Source organism: Marinobacter shunpengi (assembly GCF_045449695.1).
GTDB lineage: Bacteria > Pseudomonadota > Gammaproteobacteria > Pseudomonadales > Oleiphilaceae > Marinobacter.
In genome coordinates this window covers 1-20591 of record NZ_JBJJKZ010000019.1, presented here as the reverse complement: position 1 = coordinate 20591, position 20591 = coordinate 1, and the positions used below count along the sequence as shown (strand labels likewise).

The following is a 20591-nucleotide window of genomic DNA, read 5'->3' as shown; positions in this document are numbered from 1 at the left end:
CGCAAAATTTTATTGTAAGGTTTCAAAACAGACCGCATAAATGACCAGGGACAATCCGGTAAACTCTTGACGATTCGGGGACCGCCTGACGGCTCCCCACAAAGACAGCCTTATCAACCAGGGAAAAAACAACAATGATCCTGACCGATCTGCCAGAACAGAGCCTCGAACGCTTTGGCGAGTACCCCATGCTCTACGCCGGGCAACGGGAAATCACCAATCTCGAACTCCAGGACAGCGCCAATCGTCTGGCCAATGGCCTCCGGGACCTGGGCGTGGCGCCCGGTGACCGGGTAGTGGTGTGCATGCCCAACTGTCCCGAGGTGTTCATCGCCTACCAGGGCGTCATGCGGGCGGAAGCCATCGTGCTGCCGGTGATGTTCGTACTCCACCCCCGTGAGATCGGATTCATCCTGCAGGCCTCCGGGGCCAGCGCCATCATCACCAGCGAGGCCCTGGTTCCGGTCATGGAGCAGGCCACCTCCGGCATGGAAACACCACCCAAACTGGTGGTGGCGGGCATCGCCCAGAACCAGCCCAGTGCCAACGCCGGCATTCCCTGCCAGAGCCTGTGCTCGCTGATGGCTGCGGCGGATCCCGATATCCGCAAACCGAAGATCAGGCAGGACGATATTGCCGTGATCCTGTACACCTCCGGCACCACCGGCCAGCCCAAGGGGGTGATGCTGACCCACCGCAACCTCTACAGCAACGCCGCAGCGGCGGTGCGCCTGGCAGAGGAAGCCGGTGACCAGCCTGGCACCACCATCGGCGTATTGCCGCTGGCCCATATCTACGGTTTCACCATGGCCAACACCCTGTTCCTGCGTGGCGGCAGCATGGTGATCCTGCCCAAGTTCGACGTGCGCGAGGTGTGCGAAGCGGTGCAGAAATACCGGGTCGAGCGCTTCAGCGCCGTGCCGGCCATGATCTACGCCCTCACCACCGCACCGGAGGTGGACGAGTACGACATGTCCTCACTGGAGTCCCTGGGGTCCGGGTCGGCCCCCCTGCCGGTATCGCTGATCGAAGCCTTCCGCAAACGCTTCAACGCCGAGATCTACGAAGGCTATGGTCTGTCCGAGGCCGCTCCGGCGGTGTCAGTACATCGTCGTGGCGAGACCATCAAGCCGGGCTCCGTGGGCCGGGCCATGCCCGGGGTGGAACTGCGCATCGCCGACGAATCCGGCAACCCGCTGCCAACCGGGGAAGTGGGCGAACTGCTGGTCCGGGGCGAGAACGTCACCCCCGGCTACTACAACAACCAGGAAGCCACCGACGCCGCCATCCACGACGGCTGGCTGCATACCGGCGACGTGGCGAAGATGGACGAGGACGGTTACCTCTACATCGTCGACCGCAAGAAGGACCTGATCCTCCGGGGCGGCTTCAACATCTACCCCCGCGACCTGGAAGAGCTGATATCCCGGCACCCGGCGGTGGCCGAGGTGGCGGTTGTGGGTGTGCCGTCCGAACGCATGGGCGAGGAAGTGATCGCCGTGGTGGTGCGCAATGCCGACTCGGACATCAGTGAGGAAGAGCTGCTGGCGTTCTGCCAGGAGCGCCTCGCCAAGTACAAGACCCCGCGCCGGGTGATTTTCATGGACGCCATGCCCCGCAACGGCGTCGGCAAGATCCTCAAGAAATCCCTGCGGGAGCAGGTTGCCGAAGCCGTGGAGATCGAGTAGTTCTCAAGGATGCCCCTGCCGCCAGGCTGGCAGGGGCACTGCCCAACCATCGACAACAGCCCCCCTCAAGCGCCGAACCTTATGAAAGGGGTGGCGGTCGCCGCTCCCGACACGTCTACGACGATAGTCTAGGTAGCATCCTGAATTAGTTCACCGGTCCTCCGATCCGTGCTAGGTTTACCGGGTAAGCTTGCCAGCTCTCGGGACACTGCGCCCGGGGCGACAATCATGACATCGTAAACAACAACAAACAGAGGAACGCGCACCATGAAACGTCGTTCATTCTTCAGGCGCGCCGCGACCGCGGCAGCCCTCTCCGCGCTGATTGCATCCCCCCTGGCCTATGCCCAGGAGACATTCACCCTCCGCCTGGCGGAAACCTGGGGCCCCAACTTCCCGATCTTCGGTGAAGCCACCAAGAACATGGCCAAGATGGCCGAGGAAATGTCCGACGGCCGCCTGCGCATCCGCATCGACTCCGCCAACAAGCACAAGGCTCCGTTCGGTGTGTTTGATATGGTCAAGGCCGGCCAGTACGACATGGGCCACTCCGCTTCCTATTACTGGAAGGGCAAGGTCCCCAACACCCTGTTCTTCACCAGCATGCCCTTCGGCATGACCGCCCAGGAACAGTACGCCTGGTTCTACTACGGCGACGGCATGGATCTGATGCAGGAGGTCTACGAGCCTCACAACATGCTGTCCTTCCCCGGCGGCAACACCGGCATCCAGATGGGCGGCTGGTTCCGCGAAGAGATCAACTCACTGGAGGACCTGGAAGGCCTGAAGATGCGGATTCCGGGCTTTGCGGGCGAGGTATTCGCGGAAGTGGGTGTGAACCCGACCAACATCCCCCCGGGCGAGCTCTACACCGCCCTGGAGCGTGGCACCATCGACGCGGTGGAGTGGGTTGGCCCGGCCCTGGACCTGCGCCTGGGCTTCCAGCAGATTGCCGACTACTACTACACCGGCTGGCATGAGCCCGCCACCGAGTTGCAGTTCCTGGTCAACCAGGACACCTGGGACGAACTGCCGGCGGACCTGCAACAGATCCTGCGGATCTCCATGCGCACCGCCGCCTACGACATGATGATCCAGTCTGTCCACGAGAACGCCAAGGCCTGGGCCTCCATCAAGGAAGAGCACCCCAACATCCAGGTCAAGAACTTCCCGGACGATGTCTTCAAGGCCATGGTGGACGCCAACGAGAAACTGCTGGCGGAAGCCGCCGAGGGCGACGAGCTGGCCGCGCGCATTATCGAATCCCAGGAGAAGTACCTGGAAGATGCCCGTGCCTATATCGACATCGCCGATCGGGCCTACCTCAACAACATGGCCGAGGTGGAGTAAATCACGGCCATGCAGTCACCAGCGCCGGAGCCCCAGGGCTTCGGCGCTGTTTTTTGCAGGGCATGTTTGTGAAAAAGACACCGCTTTCGATTACACTACCGGCGCTTTTTTCACAGGCCTGCCCCATACGTCAAGGCCCGACCGGGCGGGATTGTTTCCGTAGTACGAGGACTCATCATGGGATGGCTCAGATTCATCGATAACGGGCTGGGACGCATTTGCTATCTGTGTGGCTGGATTGCCAGCGTGGCTTTTATCCTGCTGACGCTGAACGTGTTCTACGACGTAGTGGCACGTTATGTGTTCAACGACGTTTCCATTGGTATGCAGGAGATGGAATGGCACCTGTATTCGGTGGTGTTCCTGATGGGCATACCCTATGCCCTGCGCACGGACGGCCATGTCCGGGTTGACGTGTTCTATGCGAAGTGGAGTGAGACCTTCAAGGCCTGGGTCAACCTGGTGGGGGCACTGGTGCTGGTCATCCCCTTCGCCTTCTTCATCGCCTGGCTGGGGATCGATTTCGCCGTCGAATCCTACAACCTGGGCGAAAGCAGCGGCGACCCCGGTGGCCTGCCCTACCGCTGGATCATCAAGAGCCTGATTTCCTTCTCCTCCTTCTTTACAGCCATTGCCGGTATCAACATGGTGACCTACGCAATCCGTGTCCTGAAACGGGACGCCCACTACGAGAACGTTGAGCACAGTGCGGGGGGCCTCGCATGATCGGTATTGTGATGTTCGGGGTCTGTCTGCTGATGCTGTTGTGGGGCTTCCCCGTGGCCTTCACCTTCGGCGGCGTGGCGCTGATATTCGGGCTGATCGCCGAAGGCCCGCAACTGTTCGCCTTCATGCCGTTCCGCATCATGAGCATCATGGAGAACACCACGCTCATGGCGGTGCCATTGTTCATCTTCATGGGGCTGGTGCTACAGCGCACCAAGCTGGCGGAACAACTGCTGGAGTCCATGGGCAAGCTGTTTGGTGGCGTCCGTGGCGGCCTGGCGATTTCCACCATACTGGTGGGCGCCCTGCTGGCAGCTTCCACCGGCGTGGTGGGGGCGAGCGTGGTGGCCATGGGCCTGATCTCCCTGCCGGTCATGCTGCACCACGGCTACAGGACCGAACTGGCCACTGGCACCATCTGTGCTTCCGGCACCCTCGGTCAGATCATCCCGCCTTCCATCATCCTGATCATCCTGGGTGACGTGATTGGTCTGCCGGTGGGCGACCTGTTCAAGGCGGCAGTGGTCCCTGGCCTGATACTGATCGGCCTGTATGTGGCCTACATCCTGATCATGGCCTTCCTCAAGCCGGAGATCGCCCCGGCCATGCCGAGAGACGACAGTCAGTCCCGCGCCCAGGAAATACGCCGGGCGCTACTGGCCATCATTCCTCCCCTGACCCTGATCGTGGTGGTGTTGGGCTCCATCTTCACCGGCATTGCCACCCCGACAGAATCGTCCGCCCTCGGTGGCGTGGGCTCGGTGGTACTGGCGCTGATCTACCGCCAGTTCTCGTGGCAGGTGATCTGGGATTCCGCGAGGGATACCGTCAAGGTGACCGCCATGGTATTCGCTATCCTGGTGGGCGCCACCGCTTTCTCCATGGTGTTCAGCTACACCGGCGGCGACTACCTGCTGGAGGAATGGATGCTGGCACTGCCCGGCGAGAAGTGGGGCTTCCTGATCCTGTCGATGCTGATCATCCTGTTCCTGGGCTTCTTCATCGACTTCGTGGAGATCTCCTTCATCGTGGTGCCGATACTGGCGCCGATTGCCGAACTGCTGGGCATCAACATGCTGTGGTTCGCGATCCTGATCGCCATGAACCTGCAGACCAGCTTCCTGACCCCACCCTTCGGGTTCAGTCTGTTCTACCTCAAGGGGGTTGCGCCACCGGGTGTGCAGACCACCCAGATCTACCGGGGGGTGATTCCGTTCATCCTGATCCAGATCGCGGTAGTAATTACCCTGCTGGTGATGCCGGAATGGTTCGGACTGTCCGCCACCTCCGGTTACTGATCCCTGCCATTGCCATGAACGAAGGCCTGCATCCGCAGGCCTTTTTTGTTCGGCTCCCCGCCGAAGGATCGGAACCACTGGGCAGGCTCCGCCAAATCATGTAGCTTTCTTATTTGATTTGCGCCCAAGGAGCCCTGCCATTTCCCGCCCCATCCACATCAAGGCCGTGCTGTTACTGGCCAGCACCATGACTGTGCTGGCCGGCGCCATCATTGCGCCCTCCCTGCCCGGCATGAACCGTCACTTCGGCGGTGATGCCGAGGTGGCGGTGCAACTGGTGCTGACCATACCGGCGTTGATGATCACCCTGTTCAGTCCGGCCATGGGTTACCTGGCGGACCGTTTCGGCCGCCGCAACCTGCTTCTTGTGGCCCTGCTGGTTTACGGGGTCGCGGGACTGTCCGGGTTCCTGATTGACCGGGTGGATGTGCTGATCCTGTCCCGGGCCATTCTCGGCATCGCCGTGGCGGGCATCATCAGCATCAGTACGACGCTGATTGGCGACTATTTCAATGCCACCGAACGGGCCCGGTTCCTGGGCCTGCAGGGCAGTTTCATGGCCCTGGGCGGGGTGGTGTTCCTCAACCTGGGAGGCGCCCTGGCGGACTGGAGCTGGCGCGGTCCTTTCCTGGTCTACATCGCCGGACTGCTCCTGCTGCCCTATGCCCGGGCCGTGCTCTATGAACCATCTGCGCCAACCGATACAGGCAACGAATCCGGAGCACCGCTTTCCCCGGAGCCGTTCCCCTGGGGCCGGGTCATCCTGGCCTACAGCCTGGGCCTGATCAGCATGGCCATGTTTTACATGGTGCCAGCGCAACTGCCGTTCCTGCTGACAGAGCGCCACGAGGTCAGCGGCACCGCCATCGGGCTGGCACTGTCCACCACCCCTATGGCCGCGGCTGTGGTGTCGTTCACCTATGGTCGCCTCAAGCCCTGGCTCTCCGTAAGCACCCTCTACGTGATCGGCTTCGTACTGGTAGCCATCGGGTTTAGCATCGTGGGCTACGCTCACAGTTATGCCCTTACGCTGGTGGGTGTCAGCCTGGCAGGTCTGGGATTCGGTATCTTCCTGCCCAATACCAATGTCTGGCTGATGCGCATCACGCCGACGGCCTACCGGGGGCGCGTGTTCGGGGGCTCGTCGTCAGCCATCTTCCTGGGGCAGTTCCTGTCCCCCCTGGTGGTTGCCCCTGTTGCCGTGCTGCTGGGGTCACTGCGGGATGTCTACCTGGCGGCTGCCGTACTGTGCCTGTCGCTGGCCGTGGTAATGGCTATGCTTGGGGTTACCTGGCTACGGCATGACGACCCGCTCACCCCCGCCAGGGGCCAATAATGATTGATGTGTTCCGCAGAACGAGAGAAGATACCGAATTCGCCAATCAAGGATGAGGCTCGTTCCCCTTTCCAATCAACAACCACAAGAAGGGCCACTCCATGAAACTCAAAGATTCCGTTGCTATCGTCACTGGCTCCTCCTCCGGGATAGGTGCTGCCATTGCTCGCCTGTTTGCCGAGCATGGCTGCCATGTGGTGATCAACTACAGCAACAACGAAGACGGCGCCCGGGCCGTGGCCGACGACTGCGAGAAGTTTGGCGTCAGGACCCTGGTAGTTCGGGCCAACGTGGCAGAAGACGCCGACTGCCGGACCCTGGTGGACGCCACCCTGGAACAGTTCGGTCGCCTCGATATCCTGGTGAACAACGCCGGCACCACCAAATTCTGCGACCACGCCAACCTCGACGGCCTCGACAAGCAGGACTTTCTGGACCTGTACGCTGTCAACACCGTGGGCCCCTATCAGATGACCCGTGCCGCGGAGAAGGCCCTGCGGGCCAATGGTTCCGGCCATATCATTAACATGGCGTCCATCGCCGGCCTGGCGGGCATCGGCAGCTCCATTGCCTATGCCGCCTCAAAGGGCGCACTGGTCACCATGACCCGGTCCCTGGCGCGGATCATGGGGCCGGAGGTCCGGGTCAACGCGGTCTGCCCCGGCTTTGTCCAGGGGGAATGGCTGAAGAAGGGCCTGGGCGAAGACAAGTACGATGCGCTGCTGGCAAAGACCAAGGGTGCCGCCCCCCTGCATGACGCCGCGTCCCCGGAAACCGTCGCGGACGTATGCCTGGGCCTGATAATCGGTGGTGACCTGACCACCGGCGAAACCATCCTGATCGACGGCGGCGCCCATCTGGGCATGGCCCCGGTCCGTCGTTAAGACACCTCTGATCACGTTTATTGACGAATCAAGGAGACATTCCAGACATGAGCAACAAACCCAGCATCCTGATCGTCGGCGCCGGCGCCATCGGCAGCTTCTACGGCGCCATCCTGAAGAAGGCGGGATGCAGCGTCAGCACGGTACTACGCTCCGAGTACGATGCGGTGAAAGCCAATGGCATCCGTATTTCCAGCCCCCTGGGTGACCTGTCCTACCAGCCGGATCACGTTTACCGGGACGGCGACACGCCGGTGGAAGAGCCGGACTACCTGATCCTGTGCGTGAAAGTCCTGCCCGGCGTGGATCGCGCTGCCCTGGTAAAACCCTGGATGGGCAGCAACACCCGACTGGTGCTGATCGAGAACGGCCTGGATATCGAACGGGAACTGGCCGACGCCTACCCGGACAACCCCATCGTCAGCTGCCTGGCCTTTATCGCCGCCAGCCGCACCGAGCCGGGCGTGGTGGAGCACAAGGCCTACGGCAAGCTGGTCATGGGCCGCTACCCGGAAGGCATCGATGACAACTGCCGGGAGCTGTCCCAGCTCTTTATCGACGGTGGCATCAACATCGACCTGACCGAGCAGGTGGTGGGCGAGCGCTGGCGCAAGTGCCTGTGGAACACGCCGTTCAACCCGCTGTCCGTCATCGCCAACGGCGCCGACACCAAAACCATCCTGGACACCGAGGGCGGCGAGGACCTGATCCGCGCCATGATCCGGGAGGTCATGGACGTGGCCGCCGCCGAGGGTTACCCCATGGACGACAAGGTGATCGAACAGAACATCACCGGCACCCGCAAGATGCCCCCCTACAAGAACAGCATGGCCCTGGACTACCTCAACGGCCGGCCCATCGAGCGGGAGGCGGTACTGGGCAACGTGGTGGCTATCGCACAACGCCACGGTATACCGGTGCCGCACCTGAATACCGTGCTGGTGACTCTGAAAATGCGGGCGGTGCTGGAAGGCAGGGACTGAACCAGCCCCAATCCCGATAGAAAGGGGGCGCCAGGGCGCCCCCTTTCTGGTTGGGCCGGTTCCGGTCAGCCGGACTTCTCGTTGAACATGGAGATACGACCGCCATCCACTACCAGGTCGTGGCTGTTGATGAACGAGCCCTCATCGCTGGCCAGGAACACCGCCGCGTTGGCGATGTCCACCGCCAAACCCGCCCGCGGTAATGGCGTCGCTTTCGCCAGGTTTTTCTCCAGCTTGGCCATCTTGGCCTCGTTTTCCAGATCGCTGAGTGTATTGGCCCGCTCGGAGCCTCCCCAGAAGATAGGGGTAGCCACAGCCCCGGGGGAAATGGCGTTCACCCGAATACCATCAGCGCCAAGCTCCACGCCGGCCAGCCGTGTCAGATGACTGACCGCCGCCTTGGCACCGGAGTAGAGATAACCACCCTGCCCCAGACGATGACCCGCAATGCTGGAGTTGTTGATAATGCAGCCGGAGCCCTGGCCCCGCATTACCCGTGCGGCATGCTTGATGCCGAACACCACACTGCCGGTGAGCAGGCGCATGATATGGCCGAAATCCTCCTCGGTGACCGAATCCAGAGTGGTGCGGTCGCCGGCACCGGCGTTGTTGAACAGGCAGTCCAGGCGACCGAACCGTTCCACCGCTCCGTCCACCAGGGCGGCGATATCGGCCTCGTCCATGACGTCCGCCTTCTGGAAGACGGCGTTCGGCCCCAGGTCCGCCGCCAGTTTCTCACCCTTGTCGACACTGCGACCGGCAATGATCACCGTGGCACCCTCCTCCACGAAACGACGGGCCGTGGCTTCACCAATGCCACTGGTGCCGCCGGTAATCACCGCCACTTTTCCTGCAAGACGATCTGACATGACTTCGCTCCTGTTGTGATTGTTGGTGGAGCATAACCCGGGACCACAGACCGGAAAAAGTTCACGGCCTTGTCGGCATGCTTCACAGGGCGGGAAAACGAGGAAGTCACATCATAAGAGCCGCCCCGATAAGCGTCGATATTATTTACACACCAGAAATGTACTGACACTTACAAATTGTTTTAAATCAATACATTGTTGTTTTGGCATCAACCATGCTTAGGAGTGTGTGGATCGGCTGCGCCAAGGTGGCGCAGCACTCTCTACCCGGTGTCCCGTACACCGCCAGGAGCGAGAAATGAAAACACACAGCAGTAAACCAACAGCGCTGATAGCCGGGAGCCTTCTGATGGCAGCCTCCCTGGCCGTACAGGCAGACCCGATTGCCTGCATCAATGGCGGCGTCAACGACACTCATAGCGCCAGTGCCAATGGCTCTTACGCCGATGCCTGTCACTATTACAGTGACAGCAACATCGCGGACCCGACCGACATTACAAACCTGACCAACAGTATCTGGGGTGTCACTGATCCGTTCACCTATGTCGGAAAGGATGCTGAAGCCGGAGACATTGCGGGCTTCGATCTGCAGGTCTCAGGTTCCGATGATGAATTCGAATTTCTTTACCAACTGTTCGTACCCGATGCCTATGTCGGCAGTACCGTTGACTGGGTATTGGGTGTCAAGCAGGGCAGCAACAGCTACATGAGTTACCTGTTCGAAGACGTGACTCTTGGTATCGAAGGCGGATTCAACAACTTCTGGCTAAACCCTACCGGTAAGGAGGTCAACGATTTCTCCTTCGCCGCCGGCTTTATCCGTATTGTCGATGTTCCGGTTCCGGAACCCGCCACTCTCGGCCTGCTGGGCCTGGGGCTGCTGGGGCTTGGTTTTGCCCGACGCAAAACCGCAGCCAAGTGACGCTCTGCAACACTGTCCAGACATCTCCGCTCCGGCGGGGGTGTCTGTTTCTGGACTCGTGGTTCCTGCTTTAACTCCTCCTCGCTGCCCATAACGGGCTACTCCCTCATGCCAGGCGTACTGGCGCTGTAATACTCTGGCCGTCGACACCACTGTCAATTTTATTTACATGCGATTCACCTGGACCGGAGGTGACTGTCCTCATTCATGCCAGCCAGAAAACAGCTTTGTGGTATTCGCCTCCTGCATAAACAACAAACCCCGCTCAAGGCGGGGTTTGTTGTTTCAGGGAGCCTGATCATCTGACCAGATCCCAATGGACAGTGAGACTTACTCCACGTCGGAGTTGTTCAGGTAAGCCCGGTCGGAGATGTTGGTCCAGGGACGGATCTGCTCCATGTAATCACGCTGGGATTCGATGATCTCGCGGGTCAGCGGATCTTCCTCGGCCATCTCGGCCAGCAGTTTCTTGGTGGACGCCCGCAGTGCTTCCATGACCTCATCCGGGAAGGTGCGGAACTTCACGTCCGGGTACTCTTCCTGGATGCTGCTCCAGGCCTTGCCGCTTTCGTGCATGGTCTGGATGTACATGTCGTAGGCGGCGGTTCGCATGGCCACGCGGAGCACTTCCTGCAGGTCTTCCGGCAGTTCGTTCCAGGTGTCCTTGTTGATCAGCCATTGCAGTTCCGCGGACGGCTCCTGCCAGCCGCCATAGTAGTACTCGGCGATCTGGTGGAAGCCCATGGGCAGGTCCAGGGCCGGCCCGACCCACTCCAGGGCGTCGATGGTGCCACGCTCAAGGGCGGTGTAGAGCTCACCCGGCGGGATGTTGGTGACGGCCACGCCGATATCCGCCATTACCTCGCCGGCAAAACCAGGGGTGCGCATCTTCAGGCCCTGCAGGTCCTCCAGGGAGTTGATTTCCTCACGGAACCAGCCGCCCATCTGCACACCGGTGTTACCACCGGGGAATGACAGCATGTTGTGCTCGCCATAGACCTTCTGGGCCAGGTCGAAACCCTCACCGTAGTAGAACCAGGCGTACTGTTCCGGCGCGGTCATGCCGAATGGTACGGTAGTGAAGAACATGCTGTTGGGAATCTTGCCCTTGTAGTAGTAGGACGCGGTATGGCCCATGTCGTACTGACCGGCCTTTACCATGTCGAAGATACCGAAGGGCGCCTTGTGCTTGTTGGAGGAATCGATGCGGATCTGCAGCCGGCCCTCGGACATCTTCTCAACCATGGCCTTCAGGCTGCGGTTGGTGTCCCCCAGGATCGGATAGTTGGGGCCCCAGGTTTCGGCCAGCCTCAGGGTATAGGTTTCCTCGGCAATGGCGGTGGTCCCGGCAAGGGACAGCGACAGCAGCAGCGTCGTTGTCTTCAGCATTGAGCGTAATGTCATGGTGATTACTTCCTGCTTTGGTTTTATTGTTGGAAGCCGATAGGGTCAGGCCCACGAACTTCCTGGCTTGATCCAGTGGCCGACCAATGTCGTGGCATGGTGTCGGCACGAAGCCGATATCATAGCTTCCCGGGCCACCCGATGCACAGAGGGATGTTGTCGATGAAGAACCTCTTTCTGATCAGACACGCAAAATCCAGTTGGACCGACGATTCCCTGCACGATATCGACCGCCCCCTCAACAAGCGGGGCAAACGTCAGGTGGCGGCCATGGCCGGTCCATTACTGGAACTCGGCGCCCTGGGCGATCCGGTATATGTGAGCCACGCCTGCCGCGCCCGACAGACCATCGAAGGACTGCTGGAGCACTTGCCGGAACAGGATCTGGTTTCCGGAATACGATTCGAGCCCACCCTGTACACGTTCCGCGCCAAGCACCTGTTCAAGTGGCTCAGGAGCCTGCGAAGCGACGCCTCCTCCGTGACCCTGATCGGCCACAATCCCGCCCTGACGGACCTGGCTGATATGCTGACCGATGGCGAGGTACCAGACATGGTCACCGGCGCCGTGCTCCACCTGCGGCTGCCCCTGGACCACTGGCGCCAACTGGGCAAGGGGAAAGGAACACTGGTGCGCTACCTGCCACCGGCCCAGGCCAGCTACCGGCTCTATCGCCGCAAGGCACCCGATACTCCGGAGACCGGCAACAGTCTGCACAAACAGGTGCCAGTGTCACTGCGCCATCAACTGGACACCATCAGAGCCCTCCAGCCCGGCGTGATCCAGGGCATCGACCCGGAGTTCCTGCACCAGTTCCGGGTCAACCTCAGGCGCAGCCGGGCGGTGACCGAAGCCGTCGAGACCATTTCCGGAGAAAGCGCACTCCGCAAGGGCCTCAAGCCACTCAAGCGCATGGCCAGGCGAACCAGCCAGCTGCGGGATCTGGATGTTTTCCTGCATTACCTCGACCAACAGGCTTCAGACAACCCGCGCCTGCAACGTTCATTACGGTCCTCCGGTGCCACGGACTTCTACCGGCACTGGCGGGAACAGGAGCGGCAGTCGCTGTCGGGGGAACTGGAACGGAAAAAATGGCACCGGGAACTGACGCAATGGGAACAGACGATCACCGGAAAGGTGCTGGACCGGGCTGTGGGGGAAACCACGCCGGACGCCATCCATGACACCGTCCGGGAACGGGGGATGCTGTGCCTCGGGCTGTTCCGCGCCCTGTCTACGGATGCACCGGACGAGGACTTCCATGAGGTGCGCAAGGCCCTCAAACGGCTCCGCTACCTGGCCGAACTGGACAAGGGATACTACCGCCCACTGCTGAGGGAACTGAAGGAACAACAGGCCCTGTACGGGGAATTCCAGGACCGTCACCAGCAGCTCTGGCTACTGGCGGAACTGGCCGATAGCCGGATGGACCGGCGGCTGCCTCCGGTGATGACGGAACTGGCCGATCAGATCGACCGGGAGCGGCAGGCCGCCCGTGAGGCCATCCTGGCGCGCGCGCCCCGGATCGACGATCAGGGCCAATCCGACGACTGACGCCGTTACAGCACCAGCCAGGCGCCGATCATGACCGCTCCCAGCCCCAGGATAATGAACAGCCCTGTGGGAGCCCCGGGGCCCTGCTGGCGGTCCATTTCCTTCCTGGCCCGGTTAATCTCCTCCCAGGTATGTTCCCCTGCGTAGGTGACATCGGTGTCCTGCATGCCAGGTGCCCACACGCACTCTCTTGCCTTGTGCTTCATAAGATCCAACTCCTTTCAGGCCGACACAGCATACCGACACGTCGTGGCTGAAGACAGCTATCAACCGGAACCAGGCCTCAGTTCAGTAATAAGGGTATCTACGCACAAGAAACGCTTCCGGGTTGTAAACGCCGGAATGCGCACCAACGTAGGAAATCAGGCAGCAACATACGCCCCGGGTTCCCGCCAACCCAATAGTCATTTCCCGAACTGAGAAGGGAGACACACCCATGAAAATTCTGATGGTTCTTACATCCCACGGCCAGATGGGCGATACCGGTCACAAGACGGGCTTCTGGCTGGAAGAGTTCACCTCGCCCTACTATGTGTTCCAGGATGCGGGGGCGGATATCACCCTGGCCTCTCCCAAGGGCGGACAGCCACCCGTTGACCCTAACAGCGAGGCAGAGGATGCCCTCACCGACAGCACCCGCCGCTTCAGCCAGGATGACCGGGCACGGCAAGCCCTCGCGAGCACCAAAAAACTCAGCGACGTGAACGCCCATGACTTCGATGCGGTGTTCTACCCCGGCGGCCATGGCCCGCTATGGGACCTGGCCGAGGATACCGATTCCATCAGACTGCTGGAGGAAGCCAACCGGGAAGGCAAGGTGATCGGCGCCGTATGCCATGCCCCCGCCGTGTTGCGTCGACCGGAATCCCCCAACGGCGACTATTTCGTGCGTGGCCGCAAGGTGACCGGGTTCAGCAACAGCGAGGAGGAAGCCGCCGGGCTGACCGACGTAGTTCCCTTCCTGGTGGAAGACATGCTCCTTGAGAACGGCGGTGACTACAGCAAGGGGGATGACTGGTCCCCCCATATCGTGGTGGACGCCAACCTGATCACCGGACAGAACCCGGCCTCATCGGAAGGGGCCGCCAAGGCGGTACTGCAGGCACTGCAGGACTGATCACACCTCCTCACCGTTCTGAGGAGGGCGCTCGTCCGGCGGGGCGCCCTCCCGGCACTTCACGCAGTCCAGTTCAAATCCGAGCATTCCCCGCCGGCCTTCCGCTGACACCACCCAGGGGCGGTTTATCCAGGGCGGCTCATGGCGAACATGCTGGTTATGGCCACAGGCCAGTTGCGCCACCCAGTGGCCTTCATCATCACGGTGGTAGCCGGTAATGGGCTGTTTCATGGTCATGCCTCACTTATTCGCACTTTAGAATATGCCCGAAATAACGACAGAAGCACCACTCACCGGCCCCGCCTGCAAATTGGCTTTCCAGGCCTCTGGCGATGAACCGGGGCTTCACTAGACTGATATCCCAGTCTGGTCCGTTCCGTACCTCGGCCAGCCGACCAACAACAATCACAACAAACAGGGAAGCGCTATGTTCATACAATCGCGAGGCCTTCGGTCTCTTCCCGTACTCGCGGCCTTACTGTCTGGTATAGCCCTGGTGGGCTGCAACTCCGATTCCTCTTCTTCAGACGATGACACCGACCCGGGAACCTCCCTACCGGAACTCTCGGAAGAAGTGATCCGGCCACTGGTGTTTGTCCACGGCGGCGCCGGCTCCGCGGCCCAGTACATGAGCCAGGCGATGCGTTTTACCGCCAACGGCTACCCCGAAGAATACATCCATGCCTTTGAATACCCCGGTGTGGCGCCCCACAACCCAGCGGAGCTGGATGCCTTTATCGACAATGTGTTGGCGGAAACCGGGGAAGACCAGGTCTACCTGGTAGCCCATTCCATGGGGACCTTTGTTGGCTATGAGGGTCCGCTGTCCGAGGCCATCCCCAACTACACCGGCTACCTGATGGTGCCGGAATACGCCACCAAGGTGGCAAAGTACGTGGGCCTGGACGGCCGCACCGCGGAAACCTGCCCGGGTGACGTGCCCTGCCTGGGCATCTTCGATGCCGACGACGGCCGGGCGCTGGGGGACAACAACGCCTACCTGGAAGATCAGGAACACGTGGAAACCGCCACCTCCGCGGAGTCCTTTGCCCTGCAGTTCGCCTTCCTGACCGGGGAGGAACCCGCCTACACCCGGATCGTTGAACAGGAGAGTCCGGTGTCCATCTCCGGTCGGGCGGTGATCTTCCCGGACAACACCGGCACCGACGGCGCCACCCTGGAAATCTGGCCCGTGGATCCGGACACCGGCATGCGCAGTGCGGAAATACCGATGGAAACCTACAGCATCGGTGCCGACGGGCACTGGGGCCCGGCAGAGCTGTCCCCCGACCAGCACTATGAAATGACCCTGATACGGGACGGCCACAGCGACATGCACTTCTACCTTCAGGCGCTCCCCAGGAACACCCGGTTCGTGAGACTGAACGCCTCCGCCACTGGCTCCCAGATCCTGGCCAACACCAACACAGGGCCGGAACACTCGACCCTGGTGGTCACCCGCCAGCGGGAGTGGATTGCCGACGCCCCGGACGGCGAGCGGGACGAGCTGTGGATTTCCACCACCAGCCCCCAGTGGGGGGACCAGGCCCCGGTGAACGCCATCGTCGAGGGCGTGACCAATGGCAATATCGGCCTGCACATCCACGACGACGAATCCACCCCGGCCCACAGCAGCCTGGCCTTGCTGGACTGGTTCCCGGATCAGGCCTTCCAGTCCGGCATCGATGTCTACATGCCGGCCACCGATGAGCCCGACGGCACCATTACCCTGCGCAGTGTGCCCCATGGCAACGAAGGTGCTGAACAGATCATCAATGTGCCCAACTGGCCGTCGGACAGCGACCGGATTTCAGTCCAGTTCAACGACTGGTGGTAAGGCTGATGGCGGGGTCTCTCCATGTGGAGTGCCCCGCCGACCAAAACATTCACGCCCGGCAACAGGCCTTGAACTTCTTCCCGCTGCCGCAGGGGCAGCGGTCATTACGGCCCGGGTCCAGCCGCCCTTCCCGGGTGTCGCCACGCAGGTAGTACCAGCGCCCCTCCTCGCGGACAAAGTCCGACGCCTCCTCCAGGTAGGCGAACCCGCCCGGCACCCGATGGATGGCCCGGAAATGCACCTGCCCCCGATCACCCTGCTGCCCTGATGACAGTACCTGTAAACCGGTCCAGTCCGGCGATTGCTCCAGGGACAGCGTGGCCGGTCGGGTGTCCACATGCCAGGTGGTCAGCAGATAGTCCGGCAGTTCCAGCACGAAGGCACTGTAGCGGGAGCGCATCAGTGCTTCGGGGCCTGGCGCGGACCTCTGGTTCAGATGGAAGGGCTGACAGCAGTCCTCGTAGGATTCTTGGCTGCCACAGGGACAAGACGGCATAACGGATCTCCACAAACGTTTCAGGAGCTTGCGACGCTCTACCGCGCAGACTCCTGGGGCAATCTATCACAGCACCACCAATAGCTACCTATCGAGCTGTATGTTATAAAACCCTGCTACACCAGTTTTTCACGCCCTCAGACAAGGCCCCTACCGTGCCGGCAGATATCACCGTCGTCCATATTCTCCTGGCCAACCTGGTGGTCCTGGCCGGCTCCTGCCTGCAGGGCGTGGCTGGTTTTGGTATTGGTACCCTGGCCGCGCCCTTGCTGTTCCTGATCTCTCCGGCGTTCATCCCCGCCCCGTTGACCCTCAATGCGGTTGTCCTGACCCTGCTGATGCTGATGCGTAACCGCACCAGCCTGCAGATACGGGAGGTCCGCTACGCCATCGGCGGAGGCATGGCGGGCGCCGTACTGGCGGGCCTCACCCTGCTGGTGATCTCGGCCCGGGGATTCGAACTGGTCTTTGGTGTCCTGATTCTTCTGGCCGTGGCGCTGAGTGTGGGTGGCCTGAAACCCCGGCTCAATCCCCGCAACAGCATCATTGCCGGAATCGCCTCCACCTACATGGGCACCATCACCGCAGTCGGGGGACCGCCCATCGCCATGATCTATCAGAACGAGGAAGGACCTCTGGTCCGGGCCAACATGTCCGCCTTCTTCCTGTTCGCCAGCGTGTTCTCGCTGATCACCCTGGTGGTCTCCGGCTACCTGGGGAAGCCAGAGCTGTGGCTGTTCATCGCCACCCTGCCCGGGGTGTTCATCGGTTTCTGGCTGTCGGCCGGGCTTGTCAACCGGCTGCCCTTCGAGGCCCTGCGCCCGATTATCCTCGGCATTGCGGCAATCGCCGGCCTGGCGGCCCTGATCCGGGGACTGATCAGCCTGAACGGGGGCTGAACGCCGCCTTCAGTTCATCAATGCGGGCGTCCTTTTCCTCCCAGAGGTGTCGCACCCAGGCCTGGAAGGTATCCCGAAAGGCCGGATCATTGGCGTAATCCCCCTGGAACAGCTCCGGCGGCACGGTACGGCTGCGGATATCCACCACCACCCGCGACACCTGCCCGCTGAGCAGATGCCAGAACCCCGGCACCGGCCCGTCCGGGTACACGATGGTCACGTCCAGCAGGTATCGCATCTGCTCCCCCAGCGCCCCCATCACGAAGGCAACGCCGCCGGACTTGGGCTTGAGCAGGTTGCGGTAGGGAGATTGCTGGTAACGATGTTTATCCGGCGTAAAGCGGGTGCCTTCCAGGAAATTGACCACGGTCACCGGCAGGTCATGGAATTTCTCGCAGGCGCGCCGGGTGATCTCCAGATCCTTGCCCCGGTCTTCCGGGTGCCGCTCCAGGTGTTCCTTGCTGTACCGTTTCATGAAGGGATAGTCCAGGGCCCAGAACGCCAGCCCCACCAGCGGCACCCAGATCAGCTCCTTCTTGAGGAAGAACTTGAAAAAGGGCGCCTGCCGGTTGAACACCTCCACCAGGGCCGGAATGTCGACCCAGGACTGGTGGTTGCTCACCACCAGGTAGGACTGTTCCCGGTCCAGGATCGCCTCGTTGCGGATATCCCAGACCGTGGGTGTCATCAACCGGAAGATATTCTTCAACCCTTCCGCCCAGGTTTCGGCGATCCACATGACGCCGATGGAGCAGGCCCGCTGCAATGGCCGGATGGGCACCAGCGCCTTGACCAGACCCATCAGCAGCATGGGACCGATGCCGATCAGGGTGATCAGCAGGATCATCAGGCAGATGGTGACTGCCCTGGCAAGGTGGATAATCAGCACGGGGTTCTACCGCCTTCTCCGATAACTTCAGACTATCTGTCCGGGAATCATAACGTTTCCCGGTCGTCGCTTCACCCACCCGCCTGGCCGGTTCCACCAACCTCCCGGCAGGGACTCCCGGGGCCGGTCACGCCGCTTCTTCCTCCCCCTGAAAAAGGATACCATTGCCGCTCAATGCCAATAACAATGAGGAATACGGAATGACCAAGCAGTTCGATGGAAAAGTGGCCCTGGTAACCGGCGCCGCCGCGGGCATTGGCGAAGCCACCGCCCGGGCATTCGCAGAGGCGGGCGCCAGCGTCATGCTGTCCGACATCAACCAGGACGCCGGCGAGAAGGTGGCCGCCGCCATCAACGGGGCCGGCGGCAGGGCTGCCTTTGTGCACTGTGACGTCCGCAGGTCCGGCGACGTCAAAACCCTGGTGGAGCAGACCATCGAACAGTTCGGGCGACTGGATTTCGCCTTCAACAATGCCGGTGTCGAGCTCGAACGCAGCAAACTCGCCGACGGCGAAGAAGAGCTCTTCGACAGCATCATGGACGTAAACGTGAAAGGTGTGTGGCAGTGCATGCGCCACCAGATACCGCTGATGGTCGAAGCCGGTGGCGGCGTTATCGTCAACACCGCTTCCGTCGCCGGCCTCGGTGCTGCCCCGTCGATGAGTATCTACAGCGCCAGCAAGCATGCCGTGGTGGGCCTGACCAAGTCCGCCGCCGTGGAGTATGGACGCCGGGGCGTACGTATCAATGCCGTCTGCCCGGCCATCATCGACACCGAGATGTTCCGTCGGGCGCTGGCGGATGATCCCCGCAAGGAGGAGCTGCACAAGACCATGCATCCCATTGGCCGCATCGGCCAGCCTGACGAGGTAGCCGCAGCGGTGCTCTACCTGTGCTCCGAAGGCGCGGGCTTTACCACCGGTGTTGCCCTGCCCCTGGACGGCGGCTACACCGCCATCTGAGGCAACCGGAACTGACGGTCGGCACCTCTGCCCGCCGTCGGATCACATATCCTGACTGCTGGCGAGCTGACGGGCCAGGCGCATGGCCTCGTTGGTTTCCATCTGCCGCAGGGACTCCACCAGTTCGTGGGTTTCCGGCGTGATGGCCTGCTCGTCCAGGCTGTGGTAGATGTCGATGATCCGGTCGTGGAAGGTAAAGATCTCCCTGCAGATATCGTCGAACCCGAGTGAGTCGAAATGGCTGTCCCTGGGGTCCTGTACCTTCACCGGACTGCGCGTCAGGTAGTCATACAGGCGTGTTTGCAGGGTATTGGGAGCGGCCTGGCGCTCGTATTCCTTCGTAATCCGCTCCAGCTCCCTTTCGTGGTCGGCGAGATAGTTCAGCAGGGCGCGGGCCTGCTCGTTCCTGTTGCCATCGGCGCCTTCCGTCAGGGTCCGGGCCAGCAGCCCGTGCATGTTCCTCACCCAGTCAATCAGTTCTTCATAGGTCTTGATTTCCATAGACCCTCCTTATCCGCTGCAATGACGTATAGCCGTTACCCTACATCGTTTCAGACCCGGAACTGTGACACCAGTTCACGCAGCCGCTCGCCCAGTCGTGCCAGTTCCTGGCTGGCCTCGTTGGTCTGGGTGACGCCGGTGTCGCTGTTCTGGGCCGCCTCCACGATGCGCACCACGTTCTTGTTGATCTCCTCGGCCACCTGGCTCTGCTCCTCGGAGGCCGTGGCGATCTGCGTCACCTGATCGTGGATGTGCTCCACCGACTGCTCGATGGTGCTCAGGGCCGAACTGGCGTGGTTGATACGCTCCACAGTCTCCTCCGACAGGCCCTGGGAGGAACGCATGCGCTCCACCGCGCTGCGGGACTCACGGATAAAGCCATCGATCATCTCGCGGATCTGGCCGGCGGACTCGCCACTGCGCTTGGCCAGCTGGCGCACCTCATCGGCGACCACGGCGAAGCCACGGCCATGCTCGCCGGCCCGGGCGGCCTCGATGGCGGCGTTCAGGGCCAGCAGGTTGGTCTGGTCGGTGACTTCGTGGATCACGTCCAGCACCTTCTGGATCTCGTCACTGCGGGAGGCCAGGGCGTCGATGGCCTCGGCGCTTTCCAGGATATTCCGGGACAGGCTGTTCACCGACTGCTGGGAGCCGGCCATGGTCTGGCCGCCATCCTTGGCCAGGCGGTCGGCATCCGCCCCGGCCTGCTGCACCTCGTTGGCGTTCTTCGAGATCTGGTGGATGGTGGCGGCCATCTGGTTGATGGCGGAGGCGATCTGGTCGGTCTCTGAACCCTGGACCTGCACCGAGGCGCGGGTCTCTTCCGCCACCCGGCTCAGTTCCTCCGCGGCCGAGGCCACCTGGTGGGTGGTGTCG

At 61.6% G+C, this 20591-nt stretch carries 21 protein-coding genes; 13 read left to right on the top strand and 8 right to left on the bottom strand.

Features of this window, described 5'->3' with window-relative positions; translation table 11 throughout:
• Positions 1 to 134: 134 nt before the first annotated feature.
• From ACJO2E_RS17385 to ACJO2E_RS17355, 7 genes are all read left to right on the top strand, one after another.
• Positions 135 to 1688, top strand: coding sequence for a class I adenylate-forming enzyme family protein (locus tag ACJO2E_RS17385; RefSeq protein ID WP_406965526.1), 1554 nt, complete (start codon positions 135 to 137; stop codon positions 1686 to 1688).
• Positions 1689 to 1955: 267 nt separating this feature from the next.
• Entirely contained in the window at positions 1956 to 3038 is a 1083-nt protein-coding gene (locus ACJO2E_RS17380; RefSeq protein WP_406965524.1) for a TRAP transporter substrate-binding protein, read from the top strand.
• Positions 3039 to 3215: 177 nt separating this feature from the next.
• Positions 3216 to 3764: a TRAP transporter small permease subunit gene (locus tag ACJO2E_RS17375; RefSeq protein WP_406965523.1), complete on the top strand. Its 549-nt coding sequence runs from the start codon at positions 3216 to 3218 to the stop codon at positions 3762 to 3764.
• Positions 3761 to 5062 carry a TRAP transporter large permease gene (locus ACJO2E_RS17370; RefSeq protein ID WP_406965522.1) on the top strand — a complete coding sequence of 434 codons (1302 nt, stop codon included), beginning with the start codon at positions 3761 to 3763 and terminating at the stop codon, positions 5060 to 5062. Before ACJO2E_RS17375 ends, ACJO2E_RS17370 begins: the two co-directional genes overlap by 4 nt.
• Positions 5063 to 5180: 118 nt before the next feature.
• On the top strand, positions 5181 to 6398 hold the full coding sequence (locus ACJO2E_RS17365) for an MFS transporter (RefSeq protein ID WP_406965521.1): 1218 nt from the start codon (positions 5181 to 5183) through the stop codon (positions 6396 to 6398).
• 101 nt (positions 6399 to 6499) lie between these two features.
• Positions 6500 to 7282: an SDR family NAD(P)-dependent oxidoreductase gene (locus tag ACJO2E_RS17360; protein ID WP_406965520.1), complete on the top strand. Its 783-nt coding sequence runs from the start codon at positions 6500 to 6502 to the stop codon at positions 7280 to 7282.
• 47 nt (positions 7283 to 7329) lie between these two features.
• A complete protein-coding gene (locus ACJO2E_RS17355) occupies positions 7330 to 8265 on the top strand; it encodes a ketopantoate reductase family protein (RefSeq protein WP_406965519.1) in 936 nt (311 codons plus the stop codon).
• A gap of 65 nt (positions 8266 to 8330) precedes the next feature.
• On the opposite strand, the gene ACJO2E_RS17350 is transcribed toward ACJO2E_RS17355, so the two are convergent.
• Positions 8331 to 9134: an SDR family NAD(P)-dependent oxidoreductase gene (locus ACJO2E_RS17350; protein WP_406965518.1), complete on the bottom strand. Its 804-nt coding sequence runs from the start codon at positions 9132 to 9134 to the stop codon at positions 8331 to 8333.
• A 349-nt stretch (positions 9135 to 9483) separates the two neighbouring features.
• Here ACJO2E_RS17350 and ACJO2E_RS17345 point away from each other — a divergent pair, with 349 nt between their 5' ends.
• Positions 9484 to 10056: a PEP-CTERM sorting domain-containing protein gene (locus ACJO2E_RS17345; protein WP_406965517.1), complete on the top strand. Its 573-nt coding sequence runs from the start codon at positions 9484 to 9486 to the stop codon at positions 10054 to 10056.
• Between the two features lie 330 nt (positions 10057 to 10386).
• Here the strand turns inward: ACJO2E_RS17345 and ACJO2E_RS17340 are convergent, their stop codons facing one another.
• The gene (locus tag ACJO2E_RS17340; RefSeq protein ID WP_406965515.1) at positions 10387 to 11460 is read right to left on the bottom strand and encodes a TRAP transporter substrate-binding protein; all 1074 of its coding nucleotides are present in this window, start codon (positions 11458 to 11460) and stop codon (positions 10387 to 10389) included.
• A 162-nt stretch (positions 11461 to 11622) separates the two neighbouring features.
• On the opposite strand from ACJO2E_RS17340, the gene ACJO2E_RS17335 reads away from it, so the two are divergent.
• Complete coding sequence (locus ACJO2E_RS17335) at positions 11623 to 13014, top strand: CHAD domain-containing protein (RefSeq protein ID WP_406965514.1); 1392 nt, start codon at positions 11623 to 11625, stop codon at positions 13012 to 13014.
• 5 nt (positions 13015 to 13019) lie between these two features.
• Here the strand turns inward: ACJO2E_RS17335 and ACJO2E_RS17330 are convergent, their stop codons facing one another.
• Positions 13020 to 13220 carry a hypothetical protein gene (locus tag ACJO2E_RS17330; protein ID WP_406965512.1) on the bottom strand — a complete coding sequence of 67 codons (201 nt, stop codon included), beginning with the start codon at positions 13218 to 13220 and terminating at the stop codon, positions 13020 to 13022.
• Positions 13221 to 13450: 230 nt separating this feature from the next.
• Between ACJO2E_RS17330 and ACJO2E_RS17325 the strand changes: the two genes are divergently transcribed.
• Entirely contained in the window at positions 13451 to 14131 is a 681-nt protein-coding gene (locus ACJO2E_RS17325) for a type 1 glutamine amidotransferase domain-containing protein (protein ID WP_406965511.1), read from the top strand.
• Here ACJO2E_RS17325 and ACJO2E_RS17320 read toward each other — a convergent pair whose 3' ends face one another.
• On the bottom strand, positions 14132 to 14362 hold the full coding sequence (locus tag ACJO2E_RS17320; RefSeq protein ID WP_406965510.1) for a DUF3565 domain-containing protein: 231 nt from the start codon (positions 14360 to 14362) through the stop codon (positions 14132 to 14134). It abuts the gene before it with no gap.
• Between the two features lie 196 nt (positions 14363 to 14558).
• On the opposite strand from ACJO2E_RS17320, the gene ACJO2E_RS17315 reads away from it, so the two are divergent.
• Positions 14559 to 15968, top strand: coding sequence for an alpha/beta fold hydrolase (locus ACJO2E_RS17315; protein ID WP_406965509.1), 1410 nt, complete (start codon positions 14559 to 14561; stop codon positions 15966 to 15968).
• 49 nt (positions 15969 to 16017) lie between these two features.
• Here the strand turns inward: ACJO2E_RS17315 and ACJO2E_RS17310 are convergent, their stop codons facing one another.
• Positions 16018 to 16368 carry a YchJ family protein gene (locus tag ACJO2E_RS17310; RefSeq protein WP_406965507.1) on the bottom strand — a complete coding sequence of 117 codons (351 nt, stop codon included), beginning with the start codon at positions 16366 to 16368 and terminating at the stop codon, positions 16018 to 16020.
• A 251-nt stretch (positions 16369 to 16619) separates the two neighbouring features.
• Between ACJO2E_RS17310 and ACJO2E_RS17305 the strand changes: the two genes are divergently transcribed.
• A complete protein-coding gene (locus ACJO2E_RS17305; protein ID WP_406965506.1) occupies positions 16620 to 17363 on the top strand; it encodes a sulfite exporter TauE/SafE family protein in 744 nt (247 codons plus the stop codon).
• Here ACJO2E_RS17305 and yihG read toward each other — a convergent pair.
• Positions 17344 to 18246, bottom strand: a complete 903-nt coding sequence (gene yihG / locus ACJO2E_RS17300; protein ID WP_406965541.1) for a 1-acylglycerol-3-phosphate O-acyltransferase, YihG family — start codon at positions 18244 to 18246, stop codon at positions 17344 to 17346. The genes ACJO2E_RS17305 and yihG overlap by 20 nt on opposite strands.
• A 206-nt stretch (positions 18247 to 18452) precedes the next feature.
• Between yihG and ACJO2E_RS17295 the strand changes: the two genes are divergently transcribed.
• Positions 18453 to 19214 (top strand): SDR family oxidoreductase, encoded by a 762-nt coding sequence (locus ACJO2E_RS17295; protein WP_406965505.1) that lies wholly within the window; start codon positions 18453 to 18455, stop codon positions 19212 to 19214.
• Between the two features lie 42 nt (positions 19215 to 19256).
• Here ACJO2E_RS17295 and ACJO2E_RS17290 read toward each other — a convergent pair whose 3' ends face one another.
• Positions 19257 to 19715 carry an ATPase gene (locus ACJO2E_RS17290; protein WP_406965504.1) on the bottom strand — a complete coding sequence of 153 codons (459 nt, stop codon included), beginning with the start codon at positions 19713 to 19715 and terminating at the stop codon, positions 19257 to 19259.
• A 50-nt stretch (positions 19716 to 19765) separates the two neighbouring features.
• On the bottom strand, positions 19766 to 20591 hold an 826-nt coding region (locus ACJO2E_RS17285; protein ID WP_406965502.1), incomplete at its 5' end, for a methyl-accepting chemotaxis protein.